The organism is Shewanella sp. LZH-2 (genome assembly GCF_016859145.1).
Taxonomy (GTDB): Bacteria; Pseudomonadota; Gammaproteobacteria; order Enterobacterales; family Shewanellaceae; genus Shewanella; species Shewanella xiamenensis.
Genome location: NZ_CP069350.1, coordinates 4,520,842 through 4,545,291 on the forward strand (window position 1 = coordinate 4,520,842; position 24,450 = coordinate 4,545,291).

The 24,450-nt window shown below is 48.5% G+C and carries 22 protein-coding genes; 9 read left to right on the forward strand and 13 right to left on the reverse strand.

What is annotated here, in order from left to right:
* Positions 1-146 precede the first annotated feature (146 nt).
* Positions 147-710 carry a malate synthase gene (locus JM642_RS19815; RefSeq protein WP_037423939.1) on the forward strand — a complete coding sequence of 188 codons (564 nt, stop codon included), beginning with the start codon at positions 147-149 and terminating at the stop codon, positions 708-710.
* A gap of 244 nt (positions 711-954) precedes the next feature.
* On the forward strand, positions 955-1,905 hold the full coding sequence (locus tag JM642_RS19820) for a putative sulfate exporter family transporter (protein ID WP_144346377.1): 951 nt from the start codon (positions 955-957) through the stop codon (positions 1,903-1,905).
* Between the two features lie 49 nt (positions 1,906-1,954).
* Here JM642_RS19820 and JM642_RS19825 read toward each other — a convergent pair whose 3' ends face one another.
* Complete coding sequence (locus JM642_RS19825; RefSeq protein ID WP_186293754.1) at positions 1,955-2,110, reverse strand: hypothetical protein; 156 nt, start codon at positions 2,108-2,110, stop codon at positions 1,955-1,957.
* A gap of 103 nt (positions 2,111-2,213) precedes the next feature.
* Entirely contained in the window at positions 2,214-2,759 is a 546-nt protein-coding gene (locus tag JM642_RS19830) for a LuxR C-terminal-related transcriptional regulator (protein WP_037428372.1), read from the reverse strand.
* Between the two features lie 144 nt (positions 2,760-2,903).
* Between JM642_RS19830 and JM642_RS19835 the strand changes: the two genes are divergently transcribed.
* The 4 genes from JM642_RS19835 to JM642_RS19850 are packed head-to-tail and all read left to right on the forward strand — an operon-like array spanning position 2,904 to position 8,488.
* Complete coding sequence (locus tag JM642_RS19835) at positions 2,904-4,106, forward strand: metal transporter (RefSeq protein ID WP_144346376.1); 1,203 nt, start codon at positions 2,904-2,906, stop codon at positions 4,104-4,106.
* Complete coding sequence (locus tag JM642_RS19840) at positions 4,103-5,131, forward strand: membrane fusion-like protein (RefSeq protein WP_203432426.1); 1,029 nt, start codon at positions 4,103-4,105, stop codon at positions 5,129-5,131. Before JM642_RS19835 ends, JM642_RS19840 begins: the two co-directional genes overlap by 4 nt.
* Before the next feature lies 1 nt (position 5,132).
* The gene (locus tag JM642_RS19845; RefSeq protein WP_203432427.1) at positions 5,133-8,186 is read left to right on the forward strand and encodes a CusA/CzcA family heavy metal efflux RND transporter; all 3,054 of its coding nucleotides are present in this window, start codon (positions 5,133-5,135) and stop codon (positions 8,184-8,186) included.
* Positions 8,183-8,488 (forward strand): DUF3240 family protein, encoded by a 306-nt coding sequence (locus JM642_RS19850; protein ID WP_011627657.1) that lies wholly within the window; start codon positions 8,183-8,185, stop codon positions 8,486-8,488. The genes JM642_RS19845 and JM642_RS19850 overlap by 4 nt, the downstream gene beginning before the upstream one ends.
* Positions 8,489-8,530: 42 nt before the next feature.
* Here JM642_RS19850 and JM642_RS19855 read toward each other — a convergent pair whose 3' ends face one another.
* The 8 genes from JM642_RS19855 to JM642_RS19890 form a co-directional block, all read right to left on the reverse strand.
* A complete protein-coding gene (locus JM642_RS19855; protein ID WP_203432428.1) occupies positions 8,531-9,166 on the reverse strand; it encodes a paraquat-inducible protein A in 636 nt (211 codons plus the stop codon).
* A gap of 104 nt (positions 9,167-9,270) precedes the next feature.
* Positions 9,271-10,461 carry an HD-GYP domain-containing protein gene (locus JM642_RS19860; protein WP_037428357.1) on the reverse strand — a complete coding sequence of 397 codons (1,191 nt, stop codon included), beginning with the start codon at positions 10,459-10,461 and terminating at the stop codon, positions 9,271-9,273.
* Between the two features lie 217 nt (positions 10,462-10,678).
* The gene (locus JM642_RS19865) at positions 10,679-10,921 is read right to left on the reverse strand and encodes a hypothetical protein (protein ID WP_037423962.1); all 243 of its coding nucleotides are present in this window, start codon (positions 10,919-10,921) and stop codon (positions 10,679-10,681) included.
* Between the two features lie 7 nt (positions 10,922-10,928).
* Positions 10,929-11,666, reverse strand: coding sequence for a DNA-binding protein (locus tag JM642_RS19870; protein ID WP_037423964.1), 738 nt, complete (start codon positions 11,664-11,666; stop codon positions 10,929-10,931).
* Positions 11,667-11,681: 15 nt separating this feature from the next.
* A complete protein-coding gene (locus tag JM642_RS19875) occupies positions 11,682-12,224 on the reverse strand; it encodes a hypothetical protein (RefSeq protein WP_037428350.1) in 543 nt (180 codons plus the stop codon).
* Positions 12,221-12,904 carry an energy-coupling factor transporter transmembrane component T gene (locus tag JM642_RS19880; RefSeq protein WP_037423969.1) on the reverse strand — a complete coding sequence of 228 codons (684 nt, stop codon included), beginning with the start codon at positions 12,902-12,904 and terminating at the stop codon, positions 12,221-12,223. The genes JM642_RS19875 and JM642_RS19880 overlap by 4 nt, the downstream gene beginning before the upstream one ends.
* On the reverse strand, positions 12,894-14,258 hold the full coding sequence (locus JM642_RS19885; RefSeq protein WP_203432429.1) for an ATP-binding cassette domain-containing protein: 1,365 nt from the start codon (positions 14,256-14,258) through the stop codon (positions 12,894-12,896). The genes JM642_RS19880 and JM642_RS19885 overlap by 11 nt, the downstream gene beginning before the upstream one ends.
* Position 14,259: 1 nt before the next feature.
* Positions 14,260-16,443: a TonB-dependent receptor plug domain-containing protein gene (locus tag JM642_RS19890; protein ID WP_047533775.1), complete on the reverse strand. Its 2,184-nt coding sequence runs from the start codon at positions 16,441-16,443 to the stop codon at positions 14,260-14,262.
* A gap of 419 nt (positions 16,444-16,862) precedes the next feature.
* On the opposite strand from JM642_RS19890, the gene JM642_RS19895 reads away from it, so the two are divergent.
* The gene (locus tag JM642_RS19895; protein ID WP_037428343.1) at positions 16,863-18,221 is read left to right on the forward strand and encodes an isochorismate synthase; all 1,359 of its coding nucleotides are present in this window, start codon (positions 16,863-16,865) and stop codon (positions 18,219-18,221) included.
* Positions 18,222-18,245: 24 nt separating this feature from the next.
* Here the strand turns inward: JM642_RS19895 and JM642_RS19900 are convergent, their stop codons facing one another.
* Positions 18,246-18,971, reverse strand: a complete 726-nt coding sequence (locus JM642_RS19900; protein WP_203432430.1) for a transporter substrate-binding domain-containing protein — start codon at positions 18,969-18,971, stop codon at positions 18,246-18,248.
* A gap of 229 nt (positions 18,972-19,200) precedes the next feature.
* Between JM642_RS19900 and JM642_RS19905 the strand changes: the two genes are divergently transcribed.
* The gene (locus JM642_RS19905) at positions 19,201-19,860 is read left to right on the forward strand and encodes a 7-cyano-7-deazaguanine/7-aminomethyl-7-deazaguanine transporter (RefSeq protein WP_037423985.1); all 660 of its coding nucleotides are present in this window, start codon (positions 19,201-19,203) and stop codon (positions 19,858-19,860) included.
* A 98-nt stretch (positions 19,861-19,958) separates the two neighbouring features.
* Positions 19,959-20,426, forward strand: a complete 468-nt coding sequence (locus JM642_RS19910; RefSeq protein ID WP_203432431.1) for a GNAT family N-acetyltransferase — start codon at positions 19,959-19,961, stop codon at positions 20,424-20,426.
* 255 nt (positions 20,427-20,681) lie between these two features.
* Here the strand turns inward: JM642_RS19910 and JM642_RS19915 are convergent, their stop codons facing one another.
* Together JM642_RS19915 and JM642_RS19920 are read right to left on the reverse strand one after the other, a co-directional pair.
* On the reverse strand, positions 20,682-22,811 hold the full coding sequence (locus JM642_RS19915; RefSeq protein ID WP_203432432.1) for a cache domain-containing protein: 2,130 nt from the start codon (positions 22,809-22,811) through the stop codon (positions 20,682-20,684).
* The gene (locus JM642_RS19920) at positions 22,812-24,194 is read right to left on the reverse strand and encodes a sigma-54 dependent transcriptional regulator (protein WP_037423995.1); all 1,383 of its coding nucleotides are present in this window, start codon (positions 24,192-24,194) and stop codon (positions 22,812-22,814) included.
* Between the last annotated feature and the right edge of the window lie 256 nt (positions 24,195-24,450).

Genomic DNA, 24,450 nt, shown 5'->3' on the forward strand with positions numbered 1-24,450 from the left:
TTGTAGTCAAAAAAAGACTAGACTACAAATTAAGCAATCGAGGAAGGGTTATCCACCTAGCACTGCTTAACGATTAACGCTGTTGGACAAGCTAAAGTGAAATCAAGGCCCTAATTTTTAAATTGGAAAGTGTAGAGGAACTAGCGATGAATATGTCAATTATCAAGAGCAACCAGATCCAATCGAATCTTAACAGCTTCATCGCAGAAGAAGTGCTTGCCGTCGCCCAAGTGAACGTGGCCGAACATGAAAAACTTGCCCAAGCGAAGCAATTCCTCGACCGTCATTTCCCGCTGGATGCGGGTTCGCACCAAGATGTGATCAGCTATGTGGTTTATTACCAACACCTGCTGGCATTTTTTGCCGACGGCAGCCACAGCGGATTACGCCAAACCAAGCAGTTTGTTGCCTTCAACGGCACTAAAGATGCACCAAGCGCCATAGTGTTACAGGACCAAGGCTGCCATGTAGAGTTATGTTTCGACCGCACTGGCATGATAGGCGCGCGGGATTTAGCGAATTTGGAAGATGTGCAAATCGAAACCCCAATGGCACAAGCAACTGAGCCAAAGGACACTCGCAACGCCACATCTCGCCACTGGTTAAGCCTGTTACATGCGGGAATGCCAAGCGCCAACGATATTCAAGACAAGTTGTTTACCGCTAAAGACGGTGGTGATTACAGCCTGCAAAGCATCGTTAATCTTTAATTTAATCCTACAGTTGGAGGAGATGAAACCATAGGTGAATCTCCTCAGCTTTCCTTTATGATCATTCCATCGGCCCAATAGTCAGTAAAACTGACTCTCAAAATAAATTAAATTGATTTTATTGAAGATTAATTCCATCGCTATAATACCCGCTTTTATCAGCGTCTCAGTTCTAACCTCGTTGCCATATAAAACCGCGCTCCAGTAGTTAGAACCAAACACTCAGTCGCAAACCTAAGGCGTTATGAATTTTTCATCGATAGTCTCGCAACTTAAGCAACCTCATCGCCTTATGTTTATCTGCGCAGCGCTACTGTGTCTCGCGCCTTTTATCTCATCCCCTATGGCACTTGTGCTCGGTTTTACCTTGGCCAGCCTAGGTTGGGTACCAAACGACTGGAATATCGCCGCCCTCACCAAAAAATTACTGTCCTATTCGATTATCGGCTTAGGCTTTGGCATTAACTTCAATGCCGCGATTGAGGCCAGTAGCCACAATCTCGGGCTGATTGTCGGCTCGATTATTTTTACGCTGCTCTTAGGCTTTATGGTGACTCGCGCTTTAAAGTTTGACCCGATCACAGGGCATTTAATCGCCTCAGGCACCGCGATTTGTGGCGGTAGCGCTATTGCTGCCGTATCGCCCGCCATTAATGCCAAACCAGACCAAACCGCCACCGCATTAGCCTGTGTATTTGTACTCAACTCGGTGGCTTTATTTTTATTCCCCGCCCTCGGGCATTTGCTCAATATGAGCCAATACGATTTTGGCGTGTGGAGTGCCATCGCGATTCACGATACTTCCTCAGTCGTCGGCGCGGCCTCTGCCTACGGTGATGAAGCACTTAAAACCGCCACAACCATTAAACTGGCGCGCGCACTGTGGATTATCCCTATCGCCCTTGTCAGTGCGCTGATCTTTGGCGGCGATAAACGTAAGCTTAACCTACCGTATTTTATCGGATTTTACTGTTTAGCCATCGCAATCGCCCATTGGTTGCCGCAGTATCAACCACTCTACGACACGTTGTTTATGGTGTCGAAACGTACCTTGGTCCTATGTCTGTTCTTGATTGGTGCGGGGATTACGGTGCAAAAGATGCGGGCAAGCGGCCCTAAGCCTTTGCTACTGGGCGTGATCCTGTGGACGGCAATTGGGGTAACGTCTTTAGGTTATATTCTGTATTTTCAATAGATTGGATTTGAGCCTAGCGGCTCAGATTGACGCGCTAACGCGGGATGCATTATTCGGCGTTGGGTTTTATCTGCCAAGCCAACCCCAGTACGCCTAAAAAAGCGGAAAATTCGATCAGCGAGCGGAGTAATCCTGTGGTTTGCGTGGATGCAACGAGGGCAATAAAGCAAAACACAATCAGCAGCGAGTTTTTCAATTGCATCATCCGACAAATTTCGAGGATGATCATTATTGTTTAGAACTAAAAAGCCAGCCAATATCGATTTTCAATAATAAATAGCTATAAAAACTAAGCCTGAGAGTTTAGCTTAAGCGGCTTTATGGGCGCTATCGGACTCGTTTGCCGCCAGTTCTTGGTTATGTTCTTGAATAAAATCCTCCATAAACCAAGCACAAAAGGTGTGGCGGCCATCCACATCGGCCTTGCCATAAATGGTCGACGCCTGTTGGCGCACGGTTTTCTCTTTTGTCTGCCTCACTTCGGCGATTTCTTTAAAACTCAGCCCCTTAAGCAATAAAAATGCGACTTGCTGCTCGCTCTTGGTAAAACCCCAAGTATCAAACTGGTTCGATACGGCTTGGCTGTATTCCTGTCTGGCGGAGCGCATTTGGGTCGACATATTGTCGATTTTCTTATCGGCGTACTCGAGGCGTTTTGCTAAGGCTTTAACCTCACGCGAGCGGCGCATTAAATCGTAACTTAGATAGATGGCACCGACGGCGGTGAGCACTAAGAGTATGGCTTCCTGCACTAAGTGCCATTGCGGAATGCCTAATTGAATGTCGGAACTAATGTCAAAAAGCTTAAAGCACATGATGAGTGCCAGCAGACCAATAATGACAATATCCTTCATCTAAAACTCCTAAATAAAAGCAAAATCAATCAATTACTTTATGGGACATATGTACCATAGGCGGATTTATGATACAGGTCCCCGACGACTTTCACCCGTCAATCCCTACACTGACAGCATTGTTTAATACCACAGAATCATCTCATGTCTGTCAGTTCGTCTTGTATCAAGTTATGTCTGTTGACCAGCTTAGTCGGCAGTAGTTTCCTGTGTCTTGCGGCGGAAGCCGACCTTTCCCAAGCGCTTTCGAGCAGCCAAGCTAGGTTGACTCATCTCACTTCGTCGAATACCCAATCGGCAAATTTATCCAGCTCGACCTGGCTCACTGGCCTGCCGAGCATTAGCTTAAGTCACCTCGGGAGTTTGGATAATAGTAACAGCTACGAGCAGGAACTCTCAGTCAATTTGCCATTTAAATCGCCCGCGCTACACAGCAGCGATAAGCAAATAAAACAACTCGCCGAGCAAATTCATCAACAACAAACAGCGCTGCAAGGCTTGTATCTCTCGGGATTATTAAGGCAGAGCTTGTGGGAATACCGCCAGAGCGAAGTCAAACTGTCGCAGCTGGAGCGCAAACAGCAGTTGCTCGATAAACTCCATCGCCAGCAAAAACAACTGACCGATGCGGGGGAACTGCCACTGGCCAACACTCTGCTACTGGAGCGGGAAAGTGTCGATATCGCCTTAAGCCGCGCCGACATTCTGCAGCAACAAGCCCAATCTTTAGCCCTGTATCAACAGCTGACGGGTCAAGACCGAATGCCGAGCGCGATAGAAGAAACGGACCGCCCGCTTGGCAAGGGCGCGGAGACCTTAGCCCAACATCCCCTATGGCAATTGCTAAAGCTGCAACAACAGCAACACTTGTTGCTAATCCAAACTCAGCAAGCGGGTGAGCGCGATCCTTGGACCGTCTCACTCACAGCAAAAAATACCTCGGATACGGGCGTGGATGATCAGCAGTTAGGCATAGCCGTGTCAGTGCCCTTAACCTTGGGCTCGGCGCTGTCCCAGAGCGATTTGTCCCAATGGCAACAAGCGAATACCGAGCAAAGTCTCAATCTTGACCGCAGCGCCCTCGAGCTTAAAAACCAATGGGATCAATTAGTCCGCCAGCAAACTAACCTCGTCGAGCAACAGCGCCTACTCACCCAAGCGCTCGCCCTCAGTCGCACCATTACCGAGGAACTCGCCAAGGTAAAAGATCAAGATCAGGTGAGTTATGAAGTCTGGCTACGCCGCTATATGGAGGCGCTCGACACCGAATCCCGCTTGGCGCTCAACCGCGTCAGTTTACAACAACTGCATTCCCAACAACTCCAAGCCTTAGGAATTTCATTATGATGGCCAAGTACGGCGCATGCCTTCTCTGTTTATCCACGAGTGTTGTAGGTTTGGCACAGGCCGAAAGCTTAGCCATTAGCGCCTTAGGTAATCTCGACCTCAGTTACACTCACCCCCAAAGAGTCGCCAGTTATGAGGGCAGCCCTCTGCCAGCGCAGATTGAAATCCTCCCCGGCAATGATTACTGGATCAGCACGCCCGAGAACATCCAGCAGGTGCACTTTCTCGTCGGCCAAGGCCAGCGCGTCAGTAAAGGCCAAGCGATAGTTAAACTCACAGGGCCAGAAGTGTTCCACTACCTCGCCCAAGTCGAGGCCGCGGCTACCCTGTATCAACTCGCCAAGAGTCGTTATGAGCGCAACAAACCTTTGCTCGCCAATGGCAGCATAAGCGCCGAAAAATGGCGTGAGATCAGTCAGGACTATTTCACTACTCACCTCGAATACGAGCATATGCAGCACTTTATGGAGCGCGTCCACAGCACGGATGCGGCAACTGACTCCTTAGTGGTCGCCGCGCCCGTTGACGGTATCGTTAAACTCAATGCCATCAGCGGCCCTTATATGGCGGGGGATCAGCTATTTTCACTGGCGCCCAATAACAGCATCCGCGTCAAAGTCAATGTGCCGACGGGGCAGTCACATTCCTTGTCGGCCATCAACATTAATCAATGCCATATCGCGATTGAGTCACTGTCGGCGATTGCCGAAGGCGCCTTTGTTACGGCTTGGTCATCGGCGGTGCCGCAGGAATGTAACCTGTTGTTAGGCCAGCAAATGACAGTGGTTCCCGAGTATCAAAAGGCCGTGTATTTACTCCCCAAAAACAGTGTGTTTAGTTGGGAGCAAGACAGCCAAGTGTTCACTCGGTCCGATAGCCAGCTCAATGCGCTAACGGTCGATATTTTAGGCTCAACGCCGGAGCAATATATTGTCGCCAGCGATCAAGACTTGAGTCAGCTGCAAGTCCTATCCCAGTCGGTTGCCGCGGTGAAAGGCATCATGCTCGGTTTAGGAGGCGAATAAGATGCTCACCTCTGTGATCCGTTTTTCGCTCACTCAGCGACTTTTTGTGCTGATTGTGGCGCTGATCCTCATGTTGGCTGGCGCACGCGCTTGGTTTGCCATTCCCTTGGATGCCTTTCCGGATATTTCCCCAACCCAAGTGAAGATCATCCTCAAGGCTCCCGGCATGACGCCGGAGGAAATCGAGGCCCAGATTACCGTCCCGATTGAAACCGAGCTGCTCGGCATTCCGCAGCAATCGATTCTACGCTCGACCACTAAGTATGCCATTAGCGATATCACCCTCGATTTTGAAGAAGGCACGGATATCTATTGGGCGCGCCAACAGGTGAGCGAGCGCCTCACTGCGGTCTGGGACAGTTTTCCCGAAGGTGTGAGTGGCGGTGTGGCGCCCATGAGCACGCCGCTCAGTGAAATCTTTATGTTTTCACTCGAAAACCCCAATCTTTCCCTGCTGGAGCGACGTCAATTACTCGAGTGGGAAATTCGGCCGCTGCTGCGCACAGTGCCGGGTGTTGCCGATGTGAATATCCTCGGCGGTTATGCCAAGAGTTTTAGTATCAGCCCCAATCCTGCGGCGATGGCGGCTGCGGGCGTGAGCTTTGCCGCGCTGCAACAGGCGATTGTGGAGAATAATCACAACGAAGGTGCTGGTAAGCTCACCATAGGTACTGACACCATCATAGTGCGCTCCGAGGGACGCATCGATGATATCGACGAGCTTAAACAGCTAGTGATCAAAGCCGATAATGCCAAAGTCTATCGCTTGCAGGATCTCGCCGATATCCAGATAGGCCACCTTGCACGCTACGGTGCCGTCACTAAGGATGGCAACGAAACCGCCGAAGCTTTAATCATTGCCCTCAAGGACGCCAATACGGCACAAGTGGTTAACAACATTAAGGAAAAGCTGGCGCAAATCAGCCTGACTCTCCCTGAAGGCAGCCAGATAAACACCTTTTACGACCGCGCTAACCTGATCAATACCGCTATTGAGACCATCTCCAATGCGCTATTCGAGGCCGTAGTGCTGGTCATCGTATTGCTGGCGCTGTTTTTAGGTAATGTGCGCGCCGCGTTAGTGGTGTCCCTGTCACTACCGCTAGCCGCACTGTTCACCTTTTTGATGATGGATTACTTCAATCTCTCCGCTAACTTGATGAGTCTTGGAGGCCTCGTTATCGCTATCGGCATGTTGGTGGACTCTTCCGTGGTCGTGGTTGAAAATATGGTGAATTTAATCGCCACTAAACAGCGTTTGCCGCGTTTACACTTGATCTTTCGCGCCACCAAAGACGTCGCCATTCCCGTAGTATCGGGCACGGTTATCGTCATCATAGTGTTCTCGCCACTGCTCACCCTCAGTGGTTTAGAAGGCAAACTCTTTACCCCAGTCGCCATCACCATAGTGTTTGCCATGCTGTCGGCGCTGGTGTTATCGCTGACCGTGATCCCCGTGATTGCCTCGTATCTCGTTAACGAAAAGGCCGCGAAAGAACCTAGGGCCATCGAAAAGCTCAAGCATCTTTACCTTGGAAGCCTAAAAGCCTGCTTTGGTTGGCAAAAACCTTTTATGCTCACCGCCTTTAGCTTGCTGATCGTCAGTCTGGGTCTATTTAGTCTGGTGGGGAAAACCTTTATGCCGACCTTAGATGAGGGCGACATCATTCTCCAGTTAGAGAAATCCCCTTCGATTTCCCTCGACGCCTCCATCGCTATCGATAAACAGATCCAGCAAACACTGCTAAGCCAAATCCCCGAAATCAAACAGATGGTGGCGCGCACTGGTGCCGATGAGATTGGTTTAGATCCCATGGGACTGAACGAAACCGATGTGTTTTTAGAACTGGCCCCACGCAGCGAATGGCGTTTTGCGACTAAAGAGCAGCTTATCGATGCCATCCGCACTGTGCTGCTTAAATATCCCGGCGTGAACTTTAACTTTACGCAACCGATACAGATGCGTGTCTCCGAAATGCTCACAGGCAGTATTGGGGATGTCGCGATTAAAGTATTCGGTAATGATATCGAGACCTTAGGCAAACTCACCGGAGAGATAGAGCAACTGGTCACCGCCACTCAGGGCAGCGTCGACGTTAAGATGGCAATGATTGAAGGTAGCCCCTTTATTAATCTCACCTTAGATAACGAGCTCGCCCGTGGGTTTGGGATGAGCACTATGGAATTTGCCCGTTACCTCAAGAGCCAACTCGAAGGCGTGGTCGTCACCGAAGTGCTGCAAGGGAAAAAGCGCACGCCTGTGCTTATCGCCAATAATCAAGCGCAGATCAGCAACATTAACGAACTGCAAAATCAGCTATTGGTGATGCCGGATCATTCCCTAAAACGCCTAAGCGATGTGGCCGTTTTGAGCTATAAACAGGGCCCAATCCTGATCGAGCGGGAACAGGGAAATCGCTTTTCGGTAATCACCACCAACGTTCAAGGGCGGGATATTGTGGGCTTTGTGGAAGAGCTTAACAGCAAAATCGCCAAGGAAATCAAACTACCAAGCGGCTATAGCGTCAGCTTCGGTGGCGAGTTTGAAAACCAGCAGCGCGCCACCAGCAATTTGTTGCTGGTGATCCCCATAGCTATCGCATTGATCACTTTGATTTTATTCACCACCTTCGGCTCGCTAGCAAAATCGGGATTAATCCTCGCTAACGTCCCGTTCGCTATGATGGGCGGTATCGTCAGCTTGTATCTCTCGGGGGAGTACCTCTCGGTGCCCGCCTCAGTAGGTTTTATCGCCCTGCTAGGTGTCGCGGTGCTTAACGGCGTAGTGATGGTCAGTTATTACGAACAAACCAAATACTTATTTGGCAGCCTCAGGGAGCGAGTCGAACAGGGTGCCGCGCGGCGACTCAGACCCATTCTGATGACGGCCACCACCGCCATGTTTGGTTTGATCCCCTTAGTGTTCGCCTCGGGCCCTGGTGCTGAAATCCAAAAACCCTTGGCCATTGTGGTGATCGGTGGCTTGCTCACATCGACCATTACGACCCTGTATTTACTGCCCATGTTGTATTTTTGGCTGGAGAAACGCCGATGAGCACGGAACAACTGCTAGTCCTGATCGCCCAAAACGATATTAAGGACGATATAGTCGACACTCTGATTGAGTTGGAGTTTTTATCCGGCTTTAGCTTGGGCAATATTTGCGGATTTAGCCGAGAGCACAGCCATTTCAATATCAAGGAACAGGTGGAAGGTTATCGGGAGTTTTGTAAGTTTGAGATTATGCACCCTGCAAGCCAGCAAAGTGCCCTGCTTGAAGCACTAGCAAAGGTCTGTAAACACAACCCTTGCCGTTATTGGATTATGCCCATCTATCAAAACGGCACGCTTTCCTAACGATAAAGGGCATACGGAACCTTCTGTATGTCCTTTGATTGACTACAGAATTGGTGTTGGACGACGCACTAAGTAACCACTGGCGATGGAGAGGATGCAATAGGCGGTAAAGAAGTAGAATCCGCTCTCAAACTCCGCCTTGGTCTTTAGCATTTCACCCATACCGCCCGAGGCATTACCCGCCAAAAAGGTAATGATCAGAGCCACCACAAACACATCGGCCATCGACCATTTCGCCAGCGCAGACACTAGATGATGAATACGCCACTGCAGCGCAATCGAACTCACGGTTTGTTGTACCAACATTAAGCTGAGTTTTACCGCAGGGATAATGATACTAAACAGCATCACCAGTCCTGCAACTAAGCCATTGCCAGTATTATATAATTCGGTGACTGTGCTCCAAATACTACGGGTTTGCTGCAATACTTGGACCTCACCTTTAAGGTTATTTAGCCCCAGCAGGCCACTAACCATATTCAACATGCCGCGGGCACTGTCGCGCCCCGAGTCTTCATCGAAACTTTGGGCAACCTGCTCAATCCCCTGTTCGGCTAATTTGGCCTTATTTATGCTGCCGTTAAGGCTCAAAATGGGCTGAGTTACGCCGGGAATTAACAACGCCAAAGACAGCAGAATAACGAGAATGGGAAGGAGAGATTGACGAACACTGTTCATAACTGAGCCCAAAGCAAACTTTCACCCAGTGTAAGGCTTTTGGCGCAGCGGGGGCAATGAATGGCACTTAAGATCTTGGTAGATATCAAGTGCAACTTGGGCAATCAATAAAAGGGTGATGGATCTATATCTAAGGAGCTTGGCGATACGCCTCGCTCAATGTGAAGGTCTGATTTAAGAAGGTCTACCATGGCGACTTCAGTGTAACGCTTTGCTTTTAGAGAATAAAAACACTTCACAATTGGATGTAATGCATCTCTATCCTTGGAGGTCCAAACAATACCAACTCGACCATCGGACAATTCGACTAAAGAGCCTACAGGATATACACCGATACAACGAATAAACTCATAAACCAGCTCTTGATCTAAGTGAAATGGCGTCAAGCTCAGTAAGATCTTAAAGGCGGCCGCAGGACTCATGGCCTCTTTGTAGCAACGCGTCGCGGTTAAGGCATCAAATATATCGACAATACAACTCATCCGACCGTGGCGAGGTATCTCATCTCCCTTTAATCCCCTTGGATAGCCCCGCCCATCTAATTTTTCATGGTGCATTAGGCAGATATCTTTACTTATTTGAGACAACCCTTTGGTTTCGTTCATTATTTCAAGTGCATATACTTGATGCAACTTCATATGCTCGAATTCTTCAGGCGTGAGCTTGCCCGGTTTATGCAGGACTTTATTGTCGACCTTAATCTTGCCGATATCATGCAAAATGCCGCCCACCGCCATTTCTCTTAACATAGCGCGGTCGAGTTTAAGGTATTTACCGAAAGTAACGAGCAGGAAGGCGACATTCACTGAGTGCTCTAACAGATAAGCATCTTTAGTGCGCAGTGCTGACATACACTTTAGGGCGTCTTCATCCAACAACACTGACTCAATCATGCTGTCAGCAAGTGCTTCAAAAGGAGCGACTTCAATCGCTTTACCCTCGAATGTTTCTGAGAGTACTTTGCGAATGAGATCCTTCGCTTCGGTCAAAATGACCTTCGCCTGCGCTTGTTGCTTCTCACGGGTCAGTAGGGATTTTTTAACTTCTGATAGGCTATCGTTGCTGGCTTTACGTTTAAAACCACAATGTTCAGCCGAACGCTCCGTATCGACCCAAACATATTTGATGCCACTCTTTGATAATTTTAGAATCGAGTCCTTGTGCTTGATTTGTCCAGCATTTGCAATTGCCAACCGGCCCTGATCATTTCTGTCAATTGCTGTGACAAACATTCCCAACGTCAATTTCGACACTGGCAATTTGATTAGGTCAACCGATTCTGCCGACTCACTCATACTAGCAACCCCAAGGCATAGAGAATATTACTGCTATCGACTACGTAACATGCCGCACTATTGGGCGCACGATGCCGTTGTTTACTTCCTGGAAGTATAGGACAGTATAACGCGCATTCTATGCTGAGGAAGATAAAAGCACCATATGCTTTGATGATTAGCATCAAAGAACAAGACAAAAACCTAGTAGAATCCTATGCCATTACTCAAGAGCGAGCTAATCGTCTAATAATATAGCACTTTTTAATATTACACATTCGAAGCTTGCCACCATCCAACGGCGATATTGGCAGTTATAGCAGGAATGAAGATCATCATCTATCTGCTCATCTTCATCATCTGGAGCAAAATGAGTGCACAACCGCGCCGCCCGCCTTGCTTCTGAATATTGCTGTAAACCCACCCGAAAAATCCAACGTTCAGTCTCATATTCAAACAGTTTGAGTAACTTTTGATCCATTCCCACCTCAATAGTCCTGCAAGGCTTGCTTGCCAGCATTACGCCACAGCTCACCGTCCTTCGCGACTAATAAAACAAATTGATGTTCAAGATAGACAGCTTTTACTTTGCCTTTGAGTTGGACTTTTTCGTCTGCGGCCAAGCGGTATTTATCGGTACTCATCACCGCATCCAAGCCGGTTTGTTCGAGGATATCGGCCACAGGTAGCTCAAGGGAAACCTCTTCAAGTTGACCGAGTTTGATTTGGCCCTTCACTCGCCCATCATTGCCCATTAACCGCAATCCAAGCCCAGCCAAAGCACCAATCACACCTTGACCAGTACCACCGTGCTCAGTCAGATGAATCTGTAACTGCTCAGCAAGCTGATAGGCGGCCGCTTTGGTAATGACTTCACGCTTGGCTCTGAGCCCAAAGTCTATCAGCGCGTTCACATCATAGTCGGAATCAACATCCAAAATTGCAATCCCAGGATCTGCCTTAGGTGCAGATTCAGCCACCAGATGCGCGACCGCCAGACGATAGATCTCGGCCTGTGATAACGGCGACTGCAACGCAAAACACATAGCGCTATTGTGGGAGGTGTAAGGAATATCAGGATGCACAAATAATTGGTGCCGCGTCACAAAGGAAGCCTTGCCACCCGAGTTTTGCGCGAGCAAATGTGCAATTTCCTCAGCTATCTCGCCTGTGCCTTTAGTGCCAATGTCGTCGGTATCATCGATACAAATAAGCCAATTTTTCATCGGTATTCCTAGCAGTTAAAACTTGTCACGGTGGAGGAGGTCATGGGCCTTAAGCCTATGCAGCACGGGAGGCACCAGCAGGGCACCTAAGGTGGCAAAAAATCCGCCCTTAAGCACGCTAGCACCCCATTGGATCAGTACAACATCGAGCGCCATGCCCGCCAGCGCATTGGTCAGAGCCACCTTGACCGCCCAGGCCATACAGCCAACAATGCCTAAAATCACGCAGCGCCAGTGCAGGCTTAAGGTGAGAGGTAGCAACAAGGCCACCAGATCCATCGCAATAGCAGGTAAGATAAACTTCAATAAAATCATTGGGCCGCCCTTACCAACACCGAGCGCCATCGCGACTAGCCCTGCAACACCACCACAGGCAATCATGCTGCCAAAACGCCCAAGTACGCCGTAGCAAATCAAATAGAAGAAACTCATCAAAAACATGCTATGGCCAGAAATCCCGAGCTTAAGCCTTAACATACTCGTCAATGCCACCAGCAAAGTGGCGCAAAAACCAATAAACAGCGAGTCCTGCAAACTCAGAGGAAGTTTTTTCTTCATTTTTTGTCTCTCGGTGAGTGCCAATGGGTGACACGCGTACGCTTGCCAAAGTGACGACTCTGGGCCGCAACCGCCATCTGGCGAGATAATTTAAGTAATTGGATTAATACAGGAAACAGCACGCAATACACTAGCTCAGGCCAATTTTTAGGATTTCGCAGCGCCTTAGGGGTAATACGCGCGCCTCGCAGACATTGGATCTGATAAATCTCGCGCACTTCATCCGCCATATAGGGCAGCAAACTCAAAGATGCGGCCACCACAAAGGCCCATTTGCTCGGCAAAAATGCACTTAATACTTCACCAATGCGCTCGGGCGCAGCCGTGATACACAACCACCAGCCGGGGATAGTCGCTAAAATAATGCGTCCCACCACCACGGCGCCTTGGGCGAGGTGATCAACGCCATAGAGCAATAAATAAAGACTTAAAGTAATCGTCAGTTGAATCACACCGAGTTTAACCACGCCCATAATACTGCCCCGGCGCGCTAAGCCATGGAGCACTAGCAAGCCATTCACGGCCGCCAGCGGCAGCAATAAATCGGCGGGCAATACAAAAGCGCAGGCGGAAAGTACGCAGACGAAAAACAGCGACAGCGCGCATAGCGTAGTTTCTTGCTTCTCGCGACTCCAACGCCGGCGGGCACGTAGTCGCCATCGACGACAACTAACCCACATAGCGCTCCTCCATCAGAGTGTCTTCCGTCAACAACCCATTGTGTAAACTGAGTTGCCGAGACACGGCACTATGCACGACTACTCTGTGACTACTCATTAAAATGGCGCAACCTTGTGCACTGAGGCGCTTGAGCAGATACCATACTTTGCGATAGTACTCTTTATCCATGCCCGCGAGTGGGTCATCGAGTAGCAACACCTTAGGCTGCAAGCAGGCTAATGATGCCAAGGCAATAAGATGCTGTTGACCGTAGGACAACTTATGAGGCGACTGTTCGGCCAGCGCACTCAATTCGAGATCGAGCAGCATTTGCTCGGCACGCTCTTTAGGCAGTTCGAAACGATTCAAACTAAACTGCATCTCGGCCAGCACGCTGGTTTCAAACAGTTGTCGACTCGGCCTTTGCAGCAATAACCCTAACTCGGCGCCGTACACACCGAGTTTAGGTTTACGGCCTAGCACCTTGAGTGGCAAACGCTGCTTTAAGTGCAGCATGCCCGCGATGGATTTTAAGAGGCTAGTTTTACCCGCACCATTATCCCCCACTAAGGTCACTATCTCGCCGGCGTGCAATTCAAACCCTTGTGGACAGCTAAACAAGGGCTGACAACCATCGAAGCAGAAATCAAACGCCTCGGCGCTCACCTGTACTTTGCCTAAGTGATGTGTACTTCCCCAAGCTCTCACTGGCGCTTCCTGCACGGTGGCATCGCTGACGGTATATATCCCCTCGGATAAACGGCCTGCCTCTAATTGACAATAATGCTGGATAATCTCGGCAAAGGCCGCCGCATTATGCTCCACCAACACCAATGCCATGCCTTCGGCAATTAGATTACGTAATACCGCTAACAGCTCACTCACGCCATGGTCATCGAGCTGCGCCCATGGCTCATCGAGCAAGAGTAAATGCGGCTCACACACCAACTGTGCGGCAATCATCAAACGGTATTTTTGACCGAGGGAAAGGGTGCTGACTGGGGTGTCGAGCCGTAAAAACAGCCCGACGCGTCGCAGCGCTAACTGCACTTTAGGTAACATATTCTCGGCGGGGATGCCGAGATTCTCTAAGGCGAAGGCGACTTCGGCCCCAACAGTCTGCCGCAGTAACTGAGTTTGCGGATCCTGCATCACTAAGCCAGTAACCAACTCTGGGTGACGCCAAATATCGCCCTCATGCGGGCGATTCTGTACGCCCGCCAGTAGATTTAATAGACTCGATTTACCCGAGCCCGTGGGCCCACTCACACAATGGCATTGGCCTGCGCCAATCGAGAGATTAAGCTCCTGTAAAACCGGGGCTAGCTGGCTGCCATAGTTAAAGCTGACACCGTCGAGCTCGAGTAATTTCATCTTAAATCTGCCAGTTCACACCTACGAAGAACTGACGGCCAGCCTGAGGCAGGGCTTCACTCTGGTAGTAGTTCTCATCCAATAGGTTAGTGGCACGCAGATACACGTCTAACTTATCGGTGATCAGCGGCTGCACTAAGTTGATATCCACTAAGGTGTAATTATCCAACGATTGCTGTTGATACTGGTTTTGTCCGTTTACCTTCACCTGAGTCGCATAAACCTGATCGAGGATACGTTCCACATTGAGGTGGACTTGTGTCTCGAATGGGAATTCATAGCTCATTTGCCAGCGCAGTTGGTGACGAGGACGGTATTGCAGCGCATCTAAGGTATCATCGCCTTCCATTTCTTTTGAATCTAAGTAGCTGTAGGAGAAGCTCAGATCCAAATGTTCAATCACATGGTTATTAATTTGAAAATCAATCCCTTTGAACTCATAGCGCCCCATATTTTGGTAGAAACCCGCAGTATCTTTGGCAATGTAGTTCTTCGCGTCCGTGTAATAACCGTAGAGCGAGAAGTCGGTGCTGGCGGGTAAGTTTTGCTCTAAACCCAACTCAACATGCTTAGACTCTTCTGCTTCTAAATCACGGTTACCCGATGATTGCGAGTACAAGTTCACCATGGAAGGGAAACGGACTTTACGTGCCACACTTAGGCTTAAACGTGAATCGGGTACCACTTGCCAGTAGCTAGATGCCATTGCCGAGTAATTATCATCCGTGCCATCAGAGGCATCGAGTGAATGGAAAGCTCCACCTAAGGTAACGCCATAGTTGTGCTCAGATTGATACTGATATTCGGCTGCCGCAGTATATAACCATGCAGAATCATTTAGGTTTTCAGCGCCACCAGAACCGCCACCGCTACCATTGCCGCCGCCAGAACCTGTTCCACCGCCGCTTCCAGTACCACCGCCAGAACCAGTTCCGCCGCCGCTTCCAGTACCACCGCCAGAACCTGTTCCGCCGCCGCTACCAGTGCCACCGCCGGAACCTGTTCCGCCACCACTACCAGTGCCACCGCCAGAACCTGAACCAGTGCCCGAGTTATTCCCCGTACCACTACCAGTATTGCTGGAGTATGTGTCCACTACAGACTTCCAGCTCTGCTCTTCAGCAATCACAGAGGTGGTTAACAGCCCGGCCTTATGAAAATCAGTGATCAGCTGTAAATTGACCCCTTGAACCACGGAGCGACCGTCTTGAGTTTGCGTTAATGCCAAATAAGTTTCATCGGCATAAGCGGCTTCTAAGGTATCGCTTTGATTGTGATAGCCAAAACCTCGCAGGGTAAAAGTATCGTCGAACTGATGGGCTAAGCCGAGCTGGAAGGTATGTGAATCGTAATCGTCGGTGCGCTCATACTTAAGTTTGCCACTGCCAGTTCCATCACGGGCAGGTTTGCCCCATTCGCCATTACGCAGTGCCGCGTTGGCAATCAGTTGGGTCTTATCCGATAACCAGTAACTACCTTGGGCATAAACGTTGGTGACTTCTTTATCTGAGTTGGCACGCAGTTCACCGTCTTGATATTTGGTCGGCTCGAAATCGTTCGACATCGGGAAACCATCGGTCTGTTGACGGCTAACACTCACTAATCCCTGCCAATCATCACCCGAACCTGCGGCGCTGATGTCGCCATTAAAGGTATTGTCTTTACCCGCTTCTACACGTCCAGACAAGGCGGGCGCAGTGCTGCCTTGCTTAGTAATAATATTGATCACCCCGCCGGCACCGCTTGGGCCGTACAGCACTGAAGTCGGGCCGACCGACACTTCAACCGAGGCAATTTGGCTGGTTGGGATCACGCTTGGGTCGAACTGCCCATCGTCGGCACTGCTCATGGGCACGCCGTTTACCAACAGAGTGACATGGCGGGTCTTAAAACCACGGATATCGACCCTAGGGGTGCCATCACCACCCACACGGATATAAACCCCGGGCACATTCTTCAGCACTTGGTCTAATGTCTGCGCACCCAAAGCACGGATTTCGGCCTCATTGATGCTCCAATGAGTGGTCGCCAATTGCTCCGCATCGGCGCCTTCGCCATGGACTACAATCACTTCATTCACATTTAGCAGGGGATCGCGGGCGATTTCATCGGCGTGAGCCGTTAAACTGAGCCCAATCGCTAACGCTAAGGACGACACTCTAAAAATCGTTTGTCTGGTAATCATATTATTGTTGTCATAGAGGAAATTTAAGATGTGCTCCCTATTGTGGTCTTAGATAATTCCGTCTCAACCAAAAAAAAATTAAAAACCAACCCAGATCGACTAATTACGGCAAATGGAACACGCCTTTAGTCACAAAGAGACAAAATGTCCAACACTGCCAACGGTATCGACAAAAAGACCCATCTTGGTCACATTTTTTTGCGTCTTAAAATGAGACTATGGTAAAAGTCACACACTCATGGCTTGCTTCTTGACACTGACGGCCTCGGCCTTTAATTTGAGCGAAAGATTCTTATTTACACGCTCTAATCAACTTGGTGTAAATGACTTTAAAAAGAATGCATTAACCTAGTTCATATTCACCGCTGAGAACCGGAACTTCAGCCACTACCTTCATTCCGTTATCTTTGGAGTTTTACTTGCCTGCTCATGCCCTGTCTGAAGACCTTAAGTCTCTCATCGACAAACTCATTCAAATGAAACAGGTTCCAGCGTCGGAGCCGATAGTGCAGCTATCTTTAACGACTGTCTCTATTCCTTTGATTTCATGGTTGGCATCACAAACTCAGTATCCACGCATCTACTGGCATGGGCGTGACAAAATTGAAGAAGTTGCAGCCATAGGTGCTTGTAAAGACATAAAATTTGAAACTGGCGTCCAGGATAACGAGCTGGCCAGTGTTTACGAACGGCAACGTGTTTTATCTAGCAATCCAGACATTCGATACTATGGCGGTGTAGCCTTTGACCGCAGCATTGAATCTTGGCCTGAGTTTGGTAATAGCCGATTTGTACTACCCAGAATCGAGTTTAGACGCAGTGCGGATCAGTTTAGTTTGCGGGTAAATCTTAATTTTGCCGATAACAATCCTATCGATGAGATCGACCTTGCGATTGCCGCTATTGAAGCGGTTATGCCAGCACGCCCCTTGGCGCCACCCAATAAACTCACCCTAGTGAGCCGCCAAGATATTCCGGACTTTCCTCGTTGGAAAACCTTAGTCGAACAAGTCGTTGAGCCTGAATTTAATCAAGATACGCCCAAGGTCGTTCTCTCACGTTTGACAGAGCTTAAGGTTAACGAGCAAGTTGATCCTTGGATGGTATTAGCCTGCTGGCAAGGCCGTAACCCCAATAGCTTTCAATTTGGATTCCAATTTAGCCCTGAGCGTACTTATATCTCCTGCTCCCCAGAGCGCTTATTTCGTCGTCGTCGGCAACAATTGTTTACCGAGGCATTAGCGGGCACGACAGTTCGCGGATTAAATAAAGAAGAAGATGTGGCACTAGCCAATGCGCTGCTGGAAGACAATAAAAATAGTGTTGAAAATCAGCTTGTTCGCCGTCACATAGTCAATATGCTCACGCCTTTGAGTCAGTATGTCGGTGCAGAAGAAGCGGCCACAATCTTTAAGTTAAATCATATTCAGCATCTGCACCGCGCTATTCGTGCCGAGTTAAAGCCTGGCGTGAACGATTTTCAGCTGTTACAAGCACTGCATCCTACACCCGCGGTGGGAGGCCTCCCTAGAGAATCTGCAATGAAGTTCATTCGCCAGCGGGAAGGCTATATGCGAGGCTGGTACGCTGGTGCTTGCGGATATTTTAATCAAGATGAGAGTGAGTTTTCAGTCGCCATCCGCAGTGCATTGATTGAGCCAGGTAAAATTAATCTGTTTGCGGGTGCGGGCATTATTGCAGGTTCAGATCCCGAGGCTGAGTGGCAAGAGCTAGAGAATAAACTTGCAACGATAATGTCGATTCTGATTGAACTATAAACATTTAACACTGATACCAAAACATTAAAAACCCTTTGCTTTGGTCTCGGTGTAAAGCCTATCCTGCTCACCGGAGTCAATGATTTTTTTATGTTCAATATCAAAATGTTGCTTTAGCATTTGTCCTTTTTCGGTATTGGCAAAGGCAAAAAAAGTTTCTGCATTTAACACGCCTTGGATAATCACAAACGTTTGTGACGCCCTCAGTTCAGGAATGAGCGCCTCCATATTCTTTTTGTAATCCAGTACTGCATCGATTCGTCCCGCATTTACACTATTGAGCATACTCAGCATGTCGCTACTTTCTTCGTAAAACATCGGTATGGAGGTCAGCATATTGTAACGATAGGCCAGCATGGCTTGGACTCGCTTATGGGATAAACTCTCCATCCCTGCCCAAGTTGCTGCAATTTGAGGCGTTACTGCGGCATCAATTGAATCAAGCTCAACGGCATTTTCACTCAGTAGGCTATTTTTCACATCGCCTTTGTACACGCTGAGAACCATATCAACCCGTCCGCTTTCAATCAGATATAAGGTACGAGCAAAAGGCATAAACTGCACATCGACCTGCCATTCCGGTGATGGAAAGACACGCCTGAGGAGATCAAAGTAGTAACCCGTCTCATCAGGATTAGCAAAACCTTCCCAAGAGGCTGTGACAAGATGCACCACGACCGGCTTATTGGGAGTCGCGAAAGCACAGAAACTCAATAAGCTAACACACAAGGCGGCAAGAAATAATCTCATCGGTTTCTCCTAACATTTCTTAGAAAGTGTAGGACAATTTCGATCCCTATGCCTTAGGTTTGCGCAGTATTCGCGGCTAAATTGCTTGAAATATAAACCGTAAGCTTGCATCTTCAAACATGGTCACTATAATGGCGGCCCGATTTCAGCACGCTGGAACGGGATAAAATAACAGCAGACGATTTAGCGGGTTCCCTCACCCCGCCCTACACAACTAAAAAGGCCACATATGTTAATGTTAACCCCTGCGCAGCTTCGCCGCGCACTCCTGCTATTAGTGGGATTTCACATACTGATTATTTGCCTAAGCAACTACTTGGTACAACTGCCGTTTCAATTGTTTGGTTATCACACCACTTGGGGCGCGTTTAGTTTTCCTTTTGTTTACCTTGCAACCGATCTAACGGTGCGCATTTTTGGACAAACACCCGCTCGAAGCATCATCCTCAAGGCCATGGTGCCCGCACTGATGATTTCCTATGTTATGGGAGTCGTATTCCATCAGGGTAGCTTCCAAGGGATGGACTCCTTAAGCCAATGGAACACCTTTGTGTTTCGTATTGCGTTTGCCAGCTTTGCGGCTTATTTGATTGGTCAGCTGATGGATATCACTGTATTCGCCCGTCTGCGCCAAAGCCGTTCATGGTGGGTCGCGCCTGCGGCATCGACGATTGTTGGTAATTTAGTCGATACCTTAGTGTTCTTCAGCATCGCTTTTTATGCTTCAACAGACAGCTTTATGGCCGCCAACTGGCCTGAAATTGCCACTGTCGATTACAGCTTTAAATTGCTTGTTAGCCTAGGGCTATTCTTACCCGCCTACGGTGTGCTGCTGAAAGTGTTACAAGACAAGATATTGCAAACCAGCCCACAAAAATCATTTTCCTGATTAACTCAACTGGCCAGACCTGTTATAATTTGAACAGTTTTTATTCGGCCCCAATGCGTTTGATACGCTATTGGGGCTGATTTTTGTGAGAGAAAATTATGTATTCAATTGAAATCAAAGCAATCACAACTCTGACTCCCGAGTTAGCCATACAACTCATCGAACTAAGTAAGCAAATTCCTGAGCTCGACCGTCCCTTGACGCCAGACACCTTAACGGCACGGCTTTCAGGCAAGACTTGCTTGGTTCTCCTAGCCTATGTGGAAGGCGAACTGGCGGGGTTCAAGCTGGGATATGAACAGGAAAAAGGGATTTTTTACAGTTGGTTAGGTGGCGTTGCGACAGACTTTAGACGTTTAGGATTAGCACAAAGCCTACTGGAATACCAAGAGAAATGGGCCAGCCTCCAAGGCTATAACCATATTCAGGTTAAAACCATGAATCGCTTCCCTGCAATGCTCAATCTATTGATTAGAAACCAATATTTAATTACCGAGCTAAATGCCGATCCCCAGAGTTTGATCAACCATAAATTGCATTTAAGCAAGTCTATTGCAGCGGCATAAATATACCATAGATAAAAATATGCATTTTTTGCAATAAATAGCTTGCAAACACAATTGAGAATGATTATCGTTAACTTGCGTTCCAAAACTCATCTTTAACACCGATGACTGGTAATCTGACGTTGTTAAAGTGCTCCTGAGTTTGCAAGCACGACATTGCTCACACACTCTTTTGTGGCCGGATTCATCATCCGGCTTTTTTTTGCTTGTTATTCAATAAAGCTCTTTGAACCTTATACTTAACTCGCGCAAAATTTAGATTTCAGCATTATGTCCCGAAAAATGTAAGCCATCGTAAAGGTTGTTTTGTTGATCTTCCTTAGCCTCGTGATACAAGCCAATGGTGAAGATTGAGCCTTTACCTAATACAGAGCTCACCTCTATGGTGCCACCGATGCGCTTAATAATACCGTAGCTGAGCGACAGCCCAAGGCCTGTGCCATCTTTACGCGTGGTATAGAAAGGATCAAAAATCCGCCCCAATTGCTCAGGCTCAATCCCAGACCCTTCGTCTTCAACCTCGATTTTGACGCCAATCGGCATATCTTGCTGCACCCAATCATAAGTGCGAACCCAAATGCGTCCCTTACCATCCATCGCATGGGCTGCGTTCACCACAAGGTTAATCAGTACTTGCAGTAACTGCGGGCGATTGACCTGAACAGGGCAACTGGCGTTCAGTTCCGTTATCAGCACAACTTCTTGCTTTTGAATTGAATGCCGCACTAACACCAGCATTTCCTCAATGATCGGCGTGATAGGGTGCATCTCTAAGGGAGCGTTAAACTCTCCCGGGCGACTATATTGCAGTAGGCTACGGATAATAGTGCTTATACGACCAACCTGCTGAATAACTAGATCAATTTCTTCTTTTACGACGTCGGCATTATCACCCAGCTCATAGCGCAGTAACTCCATATTGCCGAGGATAACAGCGGTCGGATTATTGATTTCGTGTGCAATACCAGCGGTTAACTCTCCTAGAGCGGTCAACTTTTCATTGGTCACTAACTGCTGGCGAGTCTCATTGAGTAGAGCGACGTTACGCTGTAGCTCTAAGGTCTTATCTTGCAGGCTACGAGTACGCTCTTCGACCTTCATTTCGAGCTGTTCGGCAGCGGCCTGAATTTGCGCGTTGCGCCGCTGCAATAGGTCGAGCATACGGTCGAACTGCTCGGCAAGATTCGACAACTCGTTATCCCTATCTAACCCCAAGGCACCAATACGCACATTGCGCCCAGACTGCACGGCTTGCACCACATGGTGAATCCGCTCAATCGGCTGCAATAAACTGTAGGCACCGCGGTAAACCAGCAATCCAGAAATAAGCAGCACTAACATCAGAATGGTACCTAACTCAATGATATTAAGCAGGTAGTTATGAATAAAAGGTGACTCCGAAAAACCGGTGTAAATCATCCCAATTCGTTGTCCACGGACATCTTCTAACGGCGCATAGGCAGAAATAAACCAATCATTGTACACAAACGCCCTATCGACCCATAACTCTCCGTGATTTAACACTTTTTCTCGCACTTCCTCCGAGACCAAACTCCCCAGCGCACGCCCTTGGGATTCATTCGGCTGTGGAAAAAAATGCAAAGGAACGTTAGTCGATACCCGAATATTATCGAGAAAAATCGTCACAGTACCAATTGAACGTTCGGGCAAAGTACCCTTGTCGTAGACAAGATCGCGGATATGATCAACGATGCGGGTGTCGCGGTTAAATAACACCCCGCCGTCGAGATACCATGCCACTTTGCCTTCAGTATCGGGGATCGGCAACAAGCTACGGCTGAGCAAACCACGGTCCTCAACTTGCTTATTGGGACTTTGTGCCCGCAAGGTCGCTAACAGTGGAATACTCGCTCTTTTCGCTAAATCAGGGTCAATCCGCGCCAAACGTTCACGAGATAACACCATCAGTCCCGAATAAGGCAACATTCCACCCATTTTCGGTAAAATCTGTCGTAAGTCAGGATCAGCCGCCGCTTCAGCGACACTGACCAGCCGCAAAAAGTCTAAATCGAGTTGCTGCTTTTGCTCATCAAGAAAACTATCTATGCTCGTCCTATGATCTAATGCACCACTGAGGATCGGCCTAAAATCATTCTGGAATGTCCATGAGGTCATCACTCTTTCTAGCTGTTTTTCTTGGCGAACTTGCACCTGTTGCAGGGTATTTTCAGCCACAGCCAAATCGGCTTTGACCTTCATAAACAGTTGCTTGCCTGTGTAGCTGATATTCCAGTAAATCGTGATAAACACTAAACTCACCAAAGTGAGCAAAATCGGCAGCAATGTGAGGATCAAAATGCGATAACGCACTTTAGCCTGCATTTGCTGCCAACTAACTCCAAAAAAGTGAGTAAAAAAAGACACTTAAAACTCCTGCTCGTCGCTAACGTCAAACCACTCTTTATATTTGCGATCTAAGGTCTTGCGGGAAACCCCTAAGTCCCGAGCAGCCGCAGATTTATTGCCAGAATGCAGATCGACCACACTCGTCACATGGTGTTTTTCCACATCTTTTAATGGCCAATCTAAAGGATAACCCTGCAAAGCCGAAGACTCGGTTTTAACCTGCTGCTTCCAGTACTCCGCTGGCGGCTTGCCGAGCAGAATACAGCGCTCAATCATATTACGCAGTTCGCGGATATTACCCGGCCATTCATGTTGTTGCAGCTTTACCATGTCTTCATGGCTCCACACCACTTCACGCACGCCTAATTCAGCAGCCAATTGGCGGGTAAAATGGTGGGTCAATTCGACCACATCTTCCGGACGCTCACGCAGCGGAGGAATAAAAATATCCAGCACATTCAGTCGATAATAAAGATCGCGACGGAAGTTCCCCGCTTCGACTTCATCCATCAGAGTGCGGTTAGTTGCCGCAATCACCCGGACATCAATATTGACTTCCTTCTCACTGCCCACCGGGCGAATCGCCTTCTGCTCCAGCACCCTTAACAACGCTGTTTGCATTTTGAGCGGCATCTCGCCAATTTCATCGAGGAAAATCGTACCGCCGGAGGCAAAACTAAATAGGCCTTCACGGTTACCTTTAGCACCAGTAAACGCGCCAGCCGTATGACCAAAGAGTTCACTCTCAAGCAGTTCGGGGGCTATCGAGCCACAGTTAACTGGCACGAAGGGCCCTTGGCGACCGCTGAGTAAATGTAATTGGCGCGCAACTAACTCTTTACCCGTGCCCGATTCGCCTTGAATTAACACCACGGCATTGGTCGGTGCCACGCGCTCAATCACTTGCTTCACCGACTTCATGGCGTCACTACTCCCTATGATGGTAGAGGAATAGCCGATAGAGACTTCGCGACGCAACATCAAGTTTTCACGGCGCAGCAAACGGCGTTCAATACAACGGTCAACCGCCGACATCATCTGCTCGAGGTGGAACGGCTTCATAATGAAATCTGAGGCACCTGCTCGCAGCGCTTTAATCGCCACCTCTAAATCCGCATAGCCGGTCATAAAGATTACATCGGAACGTCGACCTTGCTCGTCTAAGGCTTCGTGCCACTCGATACCCGAGCGACCGGGTAAGCGGATATCGACAATCAGCAAGTCGAAATGGCAGCGACTACGTAACTGCTCAGCATCTTCAATACTGCCCGCGGTTTCAACTAAGGCGAATTTCTTCGAAAGTGCCTTATTCAAAAAGCTACGCATCCCCGGCTCGTCATCGACGATCAGGACTGAAACAGCGGAAGGAAGGGGCTTGAGGTTATTATCTATCTGGCTCATAGTGCTCACTTCTGGACATTTTGACTCAATTGCGACCAATTCTAGCATTGAAACTAGACAAATAGGTCACTATGAACCATAAGAAGCATGCGCTGAGACAATTTGTCTGCAAACTATTTGCTGAGCCTGAGATCGAAGTCACAATTTAGATCAAGCTGTGAAGGTAAAAGCGTGAATATCGGTTTGGCACCCTATTTGCTTTCAACCGAACGCATTACAATTTACGGAACCTCCCACTCAGTAGGCAATTGAGTCG

What these genes read in the sequence shown, in the direction of transcription:
- JM642_RS19880 (WP_037423969.1), bottom strand. Translation starts at nt 12,904, where the DNA reads ATGTGGGTTAGTTGTCGTCGATGGCGACTACGTGCCCGCCGGCGTTGG.
- JM642_RS19865 (WP_037423962.1), bottom strand. Translation starts at nt 10,921, where the DNA reads ATGGATCAAAAGTTACTCAAACTGTTTGAATATGAGACTGAACGTTGG.
- JM642_RS19875 (WP_037428350.1), bottom strand. Translation starts at nt 12,224, where the DNA reads ATGAAGAAAAAACTTCCTCTGAGTTTGCAGGACTCGCTGTTTATTGGT.
- JM642_RS19820 (WP_144346377.1), top strand. Translation starts at nt 955, where the DNA reads ATGAATTTTTCATCGATAGTCTCGCAACTTAAGCAACCTCATCGCCTT.
- JM642_RS19890 (WP_047533775.1), bottom strand. Translation starts at nt 16,443, where the DNA reads ATGATTACCAGACAAACGATTTTTAGAGTGTCGTCCTTAGCGTTAGCG.
- JM642_RS19840 (WP_203432426.1), top strand. Translation starts at nt 4,103, where the DNA reads ATGATGGCCAAGTACGGCGCATGCCTTCTCTGTTTATCCACGAGTGTT.
- JM642_RS19870 (WP_037423964.1), bottom strand. Translation starts at nt 11,666, where the DNA reads ATGAAAAATTGGCTTATTTGTATCGATGATACCGACGACATTGGCACT.
- JM642_RS19860 (WP_037428357.1), bottom strand. Translation starts at nt 10,461, where the DNA reads ATGAGTGAGTCGGCAGAATCGGTTGACCTAATCAAATTGCCAGTGTCG.
- JM642_RS19885 (WP_203432429.1), bottom strand. Translation starts at nt 14,258, where the DNA reads ATGAAATTACTCGAGCTCGACGGTGTCAGCTTTAACTATGGCAGCCAG.
- JM642_RS19825 (WP_186293754.1), bottom strand. Translation starts at nt 2,110, where the DNA reads ATGATGCAATTGAAAAACTCGCTGCTGATTGTGTTTTGCTTTATTGCC.
- JM642_RS19845 (WP_203432427.1), top strand. Translation starts at nt 5,133, where the DNA reads ATGCTCACCTCTGTGATCCGTTTTTCGCTCACTCAGCGACTTTTTGTG.
- JM642_RS19830 (WP_037428372.1), bottom strand. Translation starts at nt 2,759, where the DNA reads ATGAAGGATATTGTCATTATTGGTCTGCTGGCACTCATCATGTGCTTT.
- JM642_RS19900 (WP_203432430.1), bottom strand. Translation starts at nt 18,971, where the DNA reads ATGAGATTATTTCTTGCCGCCTTGTGTGTTAGCTTATTGAGTTTCTGT.
- JM642_RS19815 (WP_037423939.1), top strand. Translation starts at nt 147, where the DNA reads ATGAATATGTCAATTATCAAGAGCAACCAGATCCAATCGAATCTTAAC.
- JM642_RS19855 (WP_203432428.1), bottom strand. Translation starts at nt 9,166, where the DNA reads ATGAACAGTGTTCGTCAATCTCTCCTTCCCATTCTCGTTATTCTGCTG.
- JM642_RS19920 (WP_037423995.1), bottom strand. Translation starts at nt 24,194, where the DNA reads ATGAGCCAGATAGATAATAACCTCAAGCCCCTTCCTTCCGCTGTTTCA.
- JM642_RS19850 (WP_011627657.1), top strand. Translation starts at nt 8,183, where the DNA reads ATGAGCACGGAACAACTGCTAGTCCTGATCGCCCAAAACGATATTAAG.
- JM642_RS19835 (WP_144346376.1), top strand. Translation starts at nt 2,904, where the DNA reads ATGTCTGTCAGTTCGTCTTGTATCAAGTTATGTCTGTTGACCAGCTTA.
- JM642_RS19910 (WP_203432431.1), top strand. Translation starts at nt 19,959, where the DNA reads ATGTATTCAATTGAAATCAAAGCAATCACAACTCTGACTCCCGAGTTA.
- JM642_RS19905 (WP_037423985.1), top strand. Translation starts at nt 19,201, where the DNA reads ATGTTAATGTTAACCCCTGCGCAGCTTCGCCGCGCACTCCTGCTATTA.